The 12,863-nt window shown below is 40.3% G+C and carries 11 protein-coding genes; 6 read left to right on the top strand and 5 right to left on the bottom strand.

What is annotated here, in order from left to right:
* The first annotated feature begins 299 nt into the window (after window positions 1-299).
* Window positions 300-863, top strand: coding sequence for a hypothetical protein (locus EHV15_RS34920; RefSeq protein WP_128635874.1), 564 nt, complete (start codon window positions 300-302; stop codon window positions 861-863).
* 150 nt (window positions 864-1,013) lie between these two features.
* Here EHV15_RS34920 and EHV15_RS34915 read toward each other — a convergent pair whose 3' ends face one another.
* On the bottom strand, window positions 1,014-1,808 hold the full coding sequence (locus EHV15_RS34915) for a hypothetical protein (RefSeq protein ID WP_128635873.1): 795 nt from the start codon (window positions 1,806-1,808) through the stop codon (window positions 1,014-1,016).
* Window positions 1,809-2,503: 695 nt separating this feature from the next.
* Complete coding sequence (locus tag EHV15_RS34910; protein ID WP_128635872.1) at window positions 2,504-2,752, bottom strand: hypothetical protein; 249 nt, start codon at window positions 2,750-2,752, stop codon at window positions 2,504-2,506.
* A gap of 2,469 nt (window positions 2,753-5,221) precedes the next feature.
* On the opposite strand from EHV15_RS34910, the gene EHV15_RS34905 reads away from it, so the two are divergent.
* From EHV15_RS34905 to EHV15_RS34890, 5 genes are all read left to right on the top strand, one after another.
* Entirely contained in the window at window positions 5,222-5,860 is a 639-nt protein-coding gene (locus EHV15_RS34905; protein ID WP_128635871.1) for a hypothetical protein, read from the top strand.
* A 283-nt stretch (window positions 5,861-6,143) separates the two neighbouring features.
* A complete protein-coding gene (locus EHV15_RS34900) occupies window positions 6,144-6,530 on the top strand; it encodes a hypothetical protein (protein WP_128635870.1) in 387 nt (128 codons plus the stop codon).
* Between the two features lie 4 nt (window positions 6,531-6,534).
* Window positions 6,535-7,485, top strand: coding sequence for a copper amine oxidase N-terminal domain-containing protein (locus EHV15_RS34895; RefSeq protein WP_128635869.1), 951 nt, complete (start codon window positions 6,535-6,537; stop codon window positions 7,483-7,485).
* 203 nt (window positions 7,486-7,688) lie between these two features.
* Window positions 7,689-7,826 carry a hypothetical protein gene (locus EHV15_RS36875; protein ID WP_178076119.1) on the top strand — a complete coding sequence of 46 codons (138 nt, stop codon included), beginning with the start codon at window positions 7,689-7,691 and terminating at the stop codon, window positions 7,824-7,826.
* Between the two features lie 1,377 nt (window positions 7,827-9,203).
* Window positions 9,204-9,407, top strand: a complete 204-nt coding sequence (locus tag EHV15_RS34890; protein ID WP_128635868.1) for a hypothetical protein — start codon at window positions 9,204-9,206, stop codon at window positions 9,405-9,407.
* Here EHV15_RS34890 and xerS read toward each other — a convergent pair.
* From xerS to EHV15_RS38515, 3 genes are all read right to left on the bottom strand, one after another.
* Entirely contained in the window at window positions 9,404-10,474 is a 1,071-nt protein-coding gene (xerS, locus tag EHV15_RS34885) for a tyrosine recombinase XerS (RefSeq protein WP_128635867.1), read from the bottom strand. The genes EHV15_RS34890 and xerS overlap by 4 nt on opposite strands.
* A gap of 800 nt (window positions 10,475-11,274) precedes the next feature.
* Window positions 11,275-11,706, bottom strand: a complete 432-nt coding sequence (locus EHV15_RS34880; RefSeq protein ID WP_128635866.1) for an alpha/beta-type small acid-soluble spore protein — start codon at window positions 11,704-11,706, stop codon at window positions 11,275-11,277.
* A 312-nt stretch (window positions 11,707-12,018) separates the two neighbouring features.
* Window positions 12,019-12,222 (bottom strand): NlpC/P60 family protein, encoded by a 204-nt coding sequence (locus tag EHV15_RS38515; RefSeq protein ID WP_128635865.1) that lies wholly within the window; start codon window positions 12,220-12,222, stop codon window positions 12,019-12,021.
* Between the last annotated feature and the right edge of the window lie 641 nt (window positions 12,223-12,863).

Here is a 12,863-nt window from a genome sequence, read left to right as displayed (position 1 = left end):
TTCCTTCTACTTGCAATTGATATACTGCTGTAGCAGTTGTTCACCAACCAACCTTAAGACAGTGAGTAGAATCGTAACGATTTCAGATATACGAATATACCTATAGCGATACGGCTGACCTGCTGAGCGAAACGGACGAAGATGGCCGATTGACTCAGTATGTGTATGACGAGCTTGGACAATTGTTGCAGACGATCCAGCCGGTATTTTTATAGGAAAAAAGGAGGATTTTTATCGTATAAAGTAACAGTCCCTGATATAATAGTTATATACTGTAATAGAGTAGAGGGGTTAAATTTATGAACGGATATTATGAAAAGTTTAAGGTCATGGATTCTGAAGATAAAAAAGAGTTTATCTTATTCTTTCGAGAACGTTATGGTGTTTCAGCTCTCTCTGATTATTTTAGTGTCTCAAAAGGCGCAATATATCAATGGTATAACACGCTAGGTATCCCTAAACCTAAAAAGAGAACCTATTTTCGCGATACAACTATGCCTGATATAGGTGATCCTGATTCATTCATGAAGGAATTTAGGTCGAAGTCTTTGGATGAAGTTAAGGTAGCACTCAAACTACTAGATACTCCGAAACGTAACACAGGTAGCCAAACTACTTCTGAAAATCAATCGCAAAATGATAATTCGGACCCTGTTTTGCAAAATGGTGGACCATCTACTAAACAAGATAGTTCAGTAGATACTCATCCCGAAGACGTACATACAAATAATTTAAGCGTTTCTCTTGCAGGCAGCATGTCTTATTCGGAGTTATCTAAAAAGCTTGAGACGCTTTTTAGTTTACTAAGTTCATCAAAAGATCGGAAATATTTCGTCGAACTACGAATTCGAGAGTCTGAGTGAGTAAATTACAGACCTGGCGTTAATTTGCCAGCTGTATTAATCAAAATGAAGTCGGCACGATATATTGGTTTAATTTGACAGCGAATCCAAACAACCTCGTATTGAGTTATGTTGTTAACTGAGGCGAAATTTGTTCATTCATATAAGTAATTATTCATATCTTCTCTTCGGATAAGACTTGATTGTACGCAAAATACTAGCTATATACAGGTAATTGTTTGATTTTGAGAAAAGAGTAGATTCAATATTTCTTCTCCAAATCCACATACAAGATGACAACAAAATAGCAAAAATGAATAACAGGATATTTGTCCCGAAATCAGACCAGTTCAATGTTTTGCTTACTGTTACATTCCAAAATGGAAATAAGAACGCAGAGAGAATCGCGAAAGGCAACCATTTTTGTTTCCGGATAGTTTCGCTCCTTTCCGTGTAATGTCCAATCAAATAATCAATGTGATCACAATCTAATTTACTTTCATTCTTTAAAAACTCATACACTGCGTCACAACGGACAGAAAAGAGAATATCTGTATTGAAATTGATGGAGAATCTACTGACTAGAAATGAAAGATCAGAATACTTTCTTTTTACATACAGGTTTGATGATACTCCTGTACCGATCAAACATAAGATTGCTATCAACAGAAGTCCTGCGAAAGCTAGGCCATAATAAGTAGGCGGATCAACATTCTTTACAGCTATGTTAATGGTACTTTGCATAACAAAAATAATAAGAGTACTCAATGCGCTAATTGCAATCACTTCAAAGGCTATAGCCCGCTTATCCAATAAGACTGATCTTCTAGAATTCTCCTTAAAACAGATCTTATATAATTTCTGCTTCAACTTTTGGTCTGTAACCGAATGTTTTGTCCCATCAGATACAGAGATTCTATTCCTGGATCTACTTCTATTCCTAACAGTTCTTGAGTTTTTAATCATTGGTATCCCCCCTATATTATTTATCGACTCAAAATCAAATTTATGTAAATCATGAAACATGGCTAAGGAGTATATTGAGGTAGACATAAGCGTTATGTGAATTCTGGACATAAATTCCTATGACGCAAAAGAATGCGAATGGTCTTAGAATAGATACATAATTAATTTGATCACAAAGCCAACATGCTCAGAAAGGGGAACGTGCTTTGAGCTGCAGGTAATGTGATTAATCGCTAATTTCAACGACAGAGATAACGGTGATCACTTGTGCGTGGACCAGGACTGGTTGAATACTTCTTCACCTAGCGTTTTCTGCATACAGGCCCTATTGGATTTAGAAAGTTATCTGCAGATCGGACATCAGAAAAACACGTAAACTATTTGTTTGTTGTAAACTCCTGTAGGTCGCAACGGAATCCGGCGTTTTTGTAGAGCGACACACATGTACCATTGTGAGAAATCCCTATTTTATAAGTCTCTTTTCAATTAGAAGGGGGAGAATTGTGTCATTTTTTTGTGACACAATTCTCCCCTAATGAATAGTGGAGTGACACAAACTCCCATTATAACAAGCGGGGTTAACATAACCTTCCCCAAATGAATAGCAATTGGGTTGTCTCTTTTACTTTTATTGAAGGGATAACAAATAATTAGGAGATATTTTTTTATCCCCAGTTAATATGGGAAATTTTGAGTCAATCAACAGTTGTAGCTGTTCTTCCGTCAATGTGATCAGGAAGATTATCGCAATACTCCAGGAGCTGACTACGTATATATTCGCCGATCAAATTTTCGACGACTGGGGAGAAAGTGATGGGGGACCAGTTCCCGCCATCAATGACGCCAAGTTCGTTACGATCCCTAGTTTCATAATCTTTCGGGCCGATTAATGGAGAGCCAGGAATCCAGCGGTCCAGAAACTCTTGAAATGTCATCATTTGCATTACGTATCACTCCTTATTTGTATATAGCCGTAATATCCTTCCATTGCGCCGGCCGTAATCTATCCGTTAAAGTTGTTGGTGTTCCCGCTGCGTCCGGACAAGCGAATATAGTCCCTAAGAAAGTACCAAATTAATCACGAAAGCCTTTAAATGCAGTTAGAAGCAAACCATAGTTCTTCTGCTTATGATTTTATTGTAACACTATAGAAAGTCAACTCCTATCATATCTAGAAGAGGCGGCATGGTGTTAAAGAATCAGTAAGTGGAACCCGTCTGAGTGGAATATGGAACAGCTGAGTTTTTCAAGGCACGAATACGGTTAAGAGAGCTTATGAGGAGCTGAAGAGGGAAGGATTAATCTGACAGGGCAGGTACTACCTTCTGATTACAAAAAAAGGCCACATCAAAGGGAGTACTTGAAGTTATTTTTTCACAATCCATTCTTAATTGGAAAAATTCAGTCTTGTAGGTACTTTATCAATAGAAAGACCACACCAAAAGGAGTAATTGAAGCCTACGAAGGACAATAAATATGGATGTTCTGCTTTTAATAAAGAAAAAGGCCACTTGAATGGGAGTAATTGATCGATTTATCCACAAAATCTATCACGTTGATCCTATATACCCCCTTTGACACTCCTGTAAATGTGGCACTTTAAACTCCCAACCACTCGGCATCCATACTCACTTAATTGTGGCCTAAAGTTTGATAGAGGGTATATAAAAAAAATACAGGCGAGTCTCTCAACTAATGAAAAAAGGTTATTCTAATTTTGAAAGAAGATTAGTCAAAATTTGAGAAGCGAATCCGTCTATAGATTTTTTGAAAGTCTGATTCTCAAAATTTGAGAAGCGAATTTATTGTTGATATTCCGCCTCTCAAATTTTGAGAGACGAAGCGTTTCAAAATTCTATAGTCAGCCTCTCAAATTTTGAGAGGCTGATTAGTATAAAATATCGTCACCTGCAGCAGAGCTAATCGGCTTCATCTTCGGGGTCTTGTCAATGTTTAGAGGGGTTAGTGGGAGAGTATTTGTTTAGTCGGGACGAATTTTGCCAGCGTTACCAGGTGCGCATGGTGATCAAACCATTTAGGTACGACCTGATTTGAAACGACAAACCCGTTTGCTACGGTCAAGTTGGAGTATAAAGGAAACCGGTCGTTTGATCCAGGAACTGCGGGTGTTCGGAGAAAATAAAGTGTTTTCTTTGGGCAGCGGGACAAGTACTGGCCGCGAGCAGATATGACTATTGTATTGTTCAACAAAACTGATTCAACACTCGCCTTACAATCATATGGGAATAACGGTATAGGTATAATAGAGACAAGCAAGAATATAGTGGTTGGGGCTACTCTCACTCTGTAGGCGAGGGGGTGAAAGTATATGGATGAAAAAGTAGCTTATTTTATCGCAGGGGCGACCTTTGCGTTAACACTTTTAAAAGTGATAGCGAAAGTCCTAAGGGATGTGTACAAAAAAAAGTAATCCGCCCCAACCGTGAGAAAGTTGACGGATTACTTACTGCTTTAGCAGGGTAAAAGCACCAGCTTACAATATACTTGCCCTTGCCTTACATTTTATGCTTATTACGACTAAATTATAACAAACTGAAAGGGTGGAGTCAAATGAGCATTTTGGAGATACCAACTCAAGAACTTCCGCCTATTTATTATTTTGTACTTGGATTTATTACAATATTTGTGATTATGGCTGCAAGGGAATATTTAAAAAGAAGGTAATACGTTTAGATCAACGAAAAGAACGGGCACAAAAGATCATTGTGTCGGCCAGAAGGTGGAAGCCCGTCAACTGGGCCACATGAAGGAATTGCAGAGCAGTTAGTCGTTTTCAAATCCAGACGTCGAGTTACGTGGAATCATCTAAGGGGTTTGCAATAAGTTAATAAAATCCATTTTTCAGACTTACATCAAGTTTAAGTTCAACAGTCAATAGAAAAAAAGTATTATTATCGTAATATGTAGAGGTCTCTGATGTAATTGATAAGTGTCTCCATTGAAGGAAACATGTCTTATTCGGATTTGTCTACAAAGCTTCAATTGTTATTTAGTTTACAGATCAGAAATATTACGTCGAACTACATATCCGTGAGTCAGAATGAGTAAGCTTTTGTAGTCGTTATTCCGAAGACACTCACAAGAGAGATCCTTATTTTAAAGGACTCTATTCATTTAAAAGGGGAGAATCGTGTCATTTTTTTGTGATACAATTCTCCCCTTGTGGTTGGAGATTGACACAAATGTCCCCTTATGATTAGCGGTAGTGACACAAAACCCCTATTATTACAAGCGGAGTTACCAAAACCTTCTCCAATGAATAGCAATCTCTATTCCGCTGTGTAATAATGAGGGAAGTATTGGATGCAAATAAATGCTAATATCTTACTTTTTTATAATTTCCCAGGTTATTGATTGTAACCTTGATATCGCCCAGATACGGAGTGAAAACAATGAGTGATTTATTTGGATCGATTTTTGAGGATCTATTCTCTAGTCAATCAAGGAAGAGGCCTCTTCGAAGAAAAGGTGATATTGACTTTGAACTTGAAAGTTTAGAGGCGGAGCTCCGTTCCCACGGAAATGAAATCGTATTATCAAGTATAACAAAATTAGGAGAGAATATTATAATATATCGACAGCATGTGGATGATGAGTATAGTAACATCATTTTAAGGAGTCGTATATTTTCAGTTGAAGGCATTCTTTCATTGACACCCAGTATGTATTTAACATTTAGAAGAAAACACGAGATATTGGAGATTGCTGACATTCGAATAGAAGAAATAGACACAAATAAAGGATATGGTTCTGTATTTATGGAGGCTTTATTTTTTCTTGTAAGTAAATTCACTCACCCAATCAAATATATAACTGGTTGGATTTCTTCCGTAGACTGGCACCATGTAGAGAGAAATCAGCATTTCTATGAGAAATATGGGTTTCAGGTAGAACTAGATGAAGCAGTAGAGCAAGGAAAAATTTTGTGGATTAATCCTTTACTTAATGGGAGTATAGAGCATTTCAGATCCTTAAATTACGAGCCTGGATTTTTTGGGCTATTAACCGAAATAAATGATCTCGATATTTAAGGGAAGTTGTATGGTTAGCACTTTAAGAAAGATTACTAGTGGTCAACAGTTGGAGTATTTATTATGGGAGGAAGGTGGCGGCCATCTCCGATTGTTCCCTAATAGGGAATTGATGGCGAACCGCGGCGCCGAGTAGCTGGTCGTTTTTCGGATGGAGATGCCGGCGGTAGCTGCGTGCTATAGCATGGCCATTGCGCTGCAGGGAACGATCGGGAGCTCTGGAAGAGCACGAAGCAGCCGGGTTTGCCTGGGGCGCTTAAACAAGGAGGACTAGAGCAGTTGGTTGCTTTTTCGGATGGAGATGCCGGTGGCGGCCATGTTCTGCAGCCTAGCTAACGAGCTGTGGGGAACGATCGGGATATCTAGCAGAGAAGCAGCAAGCCCACCTGGTGCATGTGGCCAAATGATACAGAGCGGGCAGCTGGCCATTTTTCGGGTGGAGATGCTGGCGGCGTCCGCAGGCTTGAGCGTGGCCAACGAGCTTAAGGGAACGTTCGGGAGATCCGGAAGTGAACGAAGCAACCGGTTCGCCCGGGTGCACGTGTGGCCAACCGAGGAGGAGCCAAGCAAGGGGAAATGGGTCCCCCTTATGGGGACCCATTTCTTACGGGTGGCGAAGGTTTTTCAGGAAGCCAAAATTACCGTGATGAAATATCAAGGAGCTAAGTAAAGGTATGAAAAGATTAATAGCAGTACTATTGGGTGGAGCAATTCTATTTAGTTCATTTTCTTTAACTGCGCCGGTTGTTGATGCAGTAGGCAAGAATACTCCCGTAATTGTAGGTGGCCCTGAACTGGCTGTCATTGTTAACGGGAAAAAAGTGAAATTTGATAGCGGTGATCCGGTTATGGAGAATGGGCGTGTTCAAGTTCCTCTCCGTGGAGTTGGGGAAGAGCTAGGCGCGAAAGTTGGCTATAAAGGGAAGAAAGTCTCTTATACTAAAGGGAATAAAACTATTTCTTTGACACTGGGGAGCAACAAAGCTACGGTAGACGGTATGAGGATAACAATGGATACCAAGGCTAAAGCGGTGAAAGGACGAACCTATGTCCCATTGCGCTTTGTTAGCGAAAACCTAGGCGAAAAGGTGAGTTGGGATAAAGCCGGTCAATGGGTCTGGATCGGAGAGAAGAATATTCCAAGTACGGATGATGAGCAGTTTAAAATGAAGAAATTGAGTGATTTCAGCAAGTATTACAATAAAACTCCATTTCTTTTAAAGAATATTTCAGATAAGCCGTACGAGGGGATAAAGATATTTAATATTTCACAACTTCCACTCCAATTGGCGGATGATTTTATTATCTACGATATGTATTTGGTAAAAAAAGATGGGAATGACTACTTAGCCGTTCGTAGTAATGAAAACGGAAATCCAATATACTTTATGGAACAGAATAATTATGCTCATTACCGCCGGGATGTACATAATGGGGGAACTATTAATGGGGATGGAACCATTACTAATTATTACCCAGTCCAAAGTAGAAATGATACTTTGATTGATGGTAAAGATACAGGTATAGATTGGACAAAGTTTAAATTAAAGTCTGCGGATTATATTGCTTTTAGCGCTATTTTCCCAGAAAACTATATTGTCGCGTTCACTAATCCTTTTAAGTGAAAGGAGTGAGCAGACACGATGTTAAAGATAAAGAAATGGACCATGTCAATAATTGCAGTCATTTTACTATTTTGTTTTGCAGCTATGCTCTTTCCTGGCAGAGCAGATGCTGCCATAGGACCATCTCGGATGTTCCAGAATCCAGCTGGTCGTAGAGACGTCGCCGGGTGGCTGCAGCGTGGCCACCGGGTTGTGGGGAACGGTTGGTAGATACAAGAGAGCACAAAGTGGCCGACCGCCCGGTGGCGCGTGGCCAATCAGGAAGAGCCGAGCAACTGGTCATTTCCCAGATGGAGACTTCGCCGGTGGCGGCGGTCTGCAACATGGTCAACGAGCTGTAGGGACCAATCGTGGGAGAGCCGGAAGAGTATAAAGCATCTGATCCGCCTGGGGACGCTGACTAGTGAGGCGTACAAAGGCGTCTGTCGGGTGACAAGAACAAGGTAACACAGTATATAAGAGGATCAATATTCAACTAACGAGGAACGTTATAATTGATAGCAAATTCAAGCGAGTTAGGACCATTATAGATAATAAAAACACCATTCAAAAAATTGAATGGTGTTTTTATTATTGGATATGGAAAGCTCAAAAAGAATAATGTAACGAACTCACTCTAGGGGAATGTTATCAAGTTCTTGTCATCCGACAGCGTCTGTGCAGCTGCTTATGCTCATTGAAAGTACCTAACTATGGTACATTTACACAAAAGTCGTACAGATGTCAATGGATTAGAAAATGGCCATTCCTCGAATACGGTTAAGAGAGCTTATGAGGAGCTGAAGAGGGAAAGATTAATCCGACAGGACAGGTACTACCCTCTGATTACAAAAAAAAGGCCACATCAAAGGGAATACTTGATGTTATTTATTCACAATCCATTCTTAATGGGAAAAATACACAGTCATATCGGTACTTTATCAATAGAAAGGCCACACCGTTAGGAGTGATTGAAGGCTACGAAGGACAATAAATATGGAGTTCTGTTTTATAATAGAGAAAAAGGCCACTTGAATGGGAGGAATTGATCGATTTATCCACAAAATCTATTACGATGAACCTACTGACCTCCGTTGACACTCCTGAAAATGTGGCACTTTAAACTTCCCAACCATGTGGCAAATGATCCCTTTATGTGGCATCCATACTATCCTAATTATGGCCTTTTACTCCCTAACATGTTTGAAAGTCTGATTCTCAAAATTTGAGATGCGAATTTATTGTTGATATTCCGACTCTCAAATTTTGAGAAACGAAGCGTTTCAAAATTCTATAGTCAGCCTCTCAGATTTTGAGAGGCTACTTCTCATAATATTATAAGCTGCCTCTGAATTTCTGAGAGACATAAATATCCACAAAAATGAATCGCCGTATATGGCCTTTGGTAGATGAAGAGTTTAAATATTCGTCACCTGCAGCAGAGCTTAGCCGGCTTCTTCTTCGGGGTCTTGTCAATCTTTAGAGGGGTTAGTGGGAGAGTATGAAAAAGTAGCTTATTTTATCGCAGGGGCGACCTTTGCGGTAACACTTTTGAAAGTGATTGCGAAAGTCCTAAAAGATGTGTACAAAAAAAGTAATCCGCCCCAACCGTAGGAAAGTTGACGGATTACTTACCGCTTTAGCAGGGTAAAAGCCCCAGCTTACTATATACTTGCCCCTTGCCTTACATTTTATGCTTATTACGGTTAAATTATAACAAAGCGGAAGGGGGGAGTCAAATGAACATTATAGCGATCCCCACTCAAGAACTTCCACCTATTTATTATTTTGTACTTGGATTTACTACAATATTTGTGGCTGCGAGGGAGTATATAAAAAAGGAAGTAATACTTTGGAACAACGAAAAGAACGTGCACGAAAGATCATTGTGGCGGCCAGAAGGTGAGCAGCCGCCACTTGAAGGAATTGCAGATTCGTTTTAACTATCCGCTCTATTAACAGAATTTCGGCGCTCTTCCTGTCCTACGTGTGTGTAAATCATGGTTGTGTTCATGTCGGCATGGCCGAGTTGTTCCTTCAATGAAGCAAGGTCATTATTTTCCTTATGATACTTGGTCGCAAACGAATGTCTCAGCTTATGAATCGTGAGAGACGGCTTTCCAAAAGAATCAACATAACGTTCAAACATTTTCTGAGAAGCCCTAACAGTTAAACGGCTTACTTTACCATTCGGTCCAGTAGGTAGGGAAAGAAAGACAGCCTGTTGTTTATCATCAACGCCATATCGTTTTTTTCGAATGGCCAAATAAGACTGAAGATCTTCTAGAGCAATATCGCTGATAGGAACGGTATCTTTTTTGTTGCCTTTCCTCGTAACATCTACTTTTCCCTTAAGCCAATCAATGTCAACAAGATCAAGCGATAGGGCTTCAGAAATACGGAGGCCTGAACCGAGAATGAGACTGATCAATGCTAAATCGCGCTCCTTGTTTTTTATATGAGAATTCAGAATCCGTATATTGTCTGCATAAACTGCTTGGAATCCTTCAGCAACGAACAGGCGGAAATCAAAGATCTCTTCATCACGCAGAATTTTATTTTCTATTCGGGCTGCTTTTGCCTCAACCGTGAGTTTTTCCTTCTCTGTCTCAATCTTGACCATCACATTTCGTTTTAGGTAAGGATATCCGTTATCATCCTCGGATAATAAGGATAGAAAATGAAAAAGAGATTTGAGAGATGCAATTTTTCTAGCAATAGAATCTTTTGAATTGCGTAGTTCGATTGACAAAAAATCCATGAATCTTTCTATATCAGATGCACGTAAGGATTCCAGAATATCGAGGGGAACATCACCTCGAGAGCCGCCAAAGAATCCTTCTGCAATCAACCAATCAAAAAATGTTATATAATCGAGGCAGTAATTCAAGAGAGTATTAGGTGATTTTTTACGCTTATTTCGTTCAATGTATTCCTGAGCATACCATGGAAGCTCAATCAATTTATTTTCAGTCTTTTCATATAGACGTTTGCGCTCATCAATGTGCATAAAATAACCTCCGATAATACAACTAATTTAATTACGTATAATCAAATGTCTGTGTAATTATTAATGATGTTAAGAGATTATGATTACCTTTATCATCATTATACCAAACATGAGTTCCCTTTACTATGATTTCGTCTAACTGTTGTTATGCGTAATTAAGTGTCCTGCCGATCAGGACAACGGCAGGCGCTTGCCCGGGTTCCGAGTTGGTGCTTTTTGATATTCTCCTTCATCTAAAGCTCCAGTTACCTGTAGGATCGGCAAACCAGTTGACGAATGTGCTGCGGAGGTCTGATCAGGCCGATCAAAGCGGTACCAAATCACAGGAATTAGCGTGTCATGCTGAGTTCTTTAACGACCGCATCGTCGTCGACTACCCACTGCAGACAAAATCACTCCGATACTACAGTTGGTAACCGAATACTGTGTCACATTATATAAAATGCTCACTAAGACAACCCATAATTGATGTCTTGTATACTTGATATTACAGTGTATTTTGTACATATATCCAAAAATAGACATTTGTTTACTATCTCCCTTGTACTCCAGCCAGTAAAAAAATGACACAATTCTCCCATCATTAACAAAAAGAACCCTTATAAAATAAGGATTCCTTAAAAGGGTTCTTTTGTGTCCGTCTACAGGATGACAAGAACTTTGGGACATTTCTCGTCGACTCGACATTTCTCGCTCCCGTACGCCGGCCTATAAATAAAAAAGCGACCCCACACATTTAGTTAGTGTCGTGTCGCTTTTAGCACTTCCGAAAAGTCCTTAGTAGTCGCGTTACGGATCGACTAATTCCTAAGACTTCCGTGTGAGGCTCTTGAAGGGCTAGAGTGACCGCGATGACTTGTTGGGCCACTATCTGGACTTAAACCTGGCGTAACATGGTCACCTATACCACTTGAACCACCTACCGGAACAGGTTCATCAGATCTATCATCTGGCTCTTCACCACCACTACCGGAAGCTCCACCAGGGTCCTTTGGAGTTTCATGTCCCATATCCATCAAAGATACATTTGATCCTTTTACAGGATAGCCACCGCTTAAAATTTTCGTTGAGTTTAATAATATCTGCTCTCCAATCTGAACCAAATTCCTCGTAACGAATCCACCAAGTGCTCCCGTATCACGTGAGGACATTTCTCCATAGTATCCGTTTGCGGGCAATGGTATATCCAATTCAGATGATCCTTGATGTTTAATGTCTTCGAATTTAGACATGAAATCCCTCCTACGATTTGAATAACATTAGTTTTGCCCTAGATCGAACCGATATGAATTCATAATTTTACCTTCGCACAAATCAGGGTTTGCTTCAGGAACAGAGCGCGCCTTAGCCAGTTGGAGCCGCGTTTAGATGTAGGGTGTCGTCGACAAGACACAAGCCGTCACATCGACTTCATATGTACCATATCCTTAACCGAAGAAATTAACCCCCTAGGTTATATTCTCAAGAAACTTTTACCTGCTTACTTCACCTAATTCCAGATCACTGCAGAACCCGCGCTTGAACCGCAGCCCATTAACATGTACCTACTGGACTCTTTCTATGTCTATCTGGGATTGTCCTTTAGCGGTTCGGGGGATACGGATACCTTGTTGTAGGAAGAGGTATTGTGTAAAAGACGAGCTGTCAAATGATTTAGACTTTTGATATGGATCTGCCGCCCATTTGAATCGGACTCCAATTAATTTCTTGGCATCAGAAATTTGTCGTTTTAATTTCGGTTTATGCATACAGATTCCCTTTTGTTCGTTTTCTTGTTATCGTTATATGCGTGAACGTATTCAATGGATACTTCTTTATAGAAACAATCCAAAAGCAAACTGGAATTTAACAATAAAGTTTCGAGATAAATTACGTCAAAACAATATTTTACGTAATACAAATCGGCAGCGCGTTGTGATGTCAGACCAGCGCCTCGCTCGGTGTGACGTCTTTTCGCCCAGCAGCACCGGCGTCATGATCTCACCTAAACCCAGCGCTCGGTACGAGGACTGCTGTAACAGGTCTAGCCACCGAGCCCGCAACAGTGCGGCCGACACGACATCCTAGGCGTCCTCCAAGTCCCAGCAGCAGCGTTTGTACGTGCGGGCGCTTAGGCAACGCCGTGTAGCCTGGGGACAGCATGGCCGTGAGCAAGACTCGCCAATTCCTTTAGGTTACGAATAACGGCGTCCGATTCGAAACATTTCATATTCTCCCAGCATAAGCGATTAGTACTTGTTTCCCTCTTCAAATATGGAGTAAATTGTATCTCCCCCCTCCAATTTGATATTTACCGAATAAGTAAGCACTCCAAGAAGCTACATTAACAACTTTTTGGAGTGCTTCTCCGTTCTTTTGAGATACGGTCACTAATCCCTATTCAAGGGGG

The sequence above is a fragment of the Paenibacillus oralis genome, from assembly GCF_003863965.1.
Classification (GTDB): domain Bacteria; phylum Bacillota; class Bacilli; order Paenibacillales; family Paenibacillaceae; genus Fontibacillus; species Fontibacillus oralis.
Note: the sequence above shows the minus strand (reverse complement) of the source record. Positions and strands in the feature narration are given on the sequence as shown.

Excerpts from the sequence above, each read along its gene's own strand:
- EHV15_RS34920 (WP_128635874.1), top strand. The coding sequence starts at position 300 with ATGAACGGATATTATGAAAAGTTTAAGGTCATGGATTCTGAAGATAAA.
- EHV15_RS34915 (WP_128635873.1), bottom strand. The coding sequence starts at position 1,808 with ATGATTAAAAACTCAAGAACTGTTAGGAATAGAAGTAGATCCAGGAAT.
- EHV15_RS34910 (WP_128635872.1), bottom strand. The coding sequence starts at position 2,752 with ATGCAAATGATGACATTTCAAGAGTTTCTGGACCGCTGGATTCCTGGC.
- EHV15_RS34905 (WP_128635871.1), top strand. The coding sequence starts at position 5,222 with ATGAGTGATTTATTTGGATCGATTTTTGAGGATCTATTCTCTAGTCAA.
- EHV15_RS34895 (WP_128635869.1), top strand. The coding sequence starts at position 6,535 with ATGAAAAGATTAATAGCAGTACTATTGGGTGGAGCAATTCTATTTAGT.
- EHV15_RS34890 (WP_128635868.1), top strand. The coding sequence starts at position 9,204 with ATGAACATTATAGCGATCCCCACTCAAGAACTTCCACCTATTTATTAT.
- xerS (WP_128635867.1), bottom strand. The coding sequence starts at position 10,474 with ATGCACATTGATGAGCGCAAACGTCTATATGAAAAGACTGAAAATAAA.
- EHV15_RS34880 (WP_128635866.1), bottom strand. The coding sequence starts at position 11,706 with ATGTCTAAATTCGAAGACATTAAACATCAAGGATCATCTGAATTGGAT.
- EHV15_RS38515 (WP_128635865.1), bottom strand. The coding sequence starts at position 12,222 with ATGCATAAACCGAAATTAAAACGACAAATTTCTGATGCCAAGAAATTA.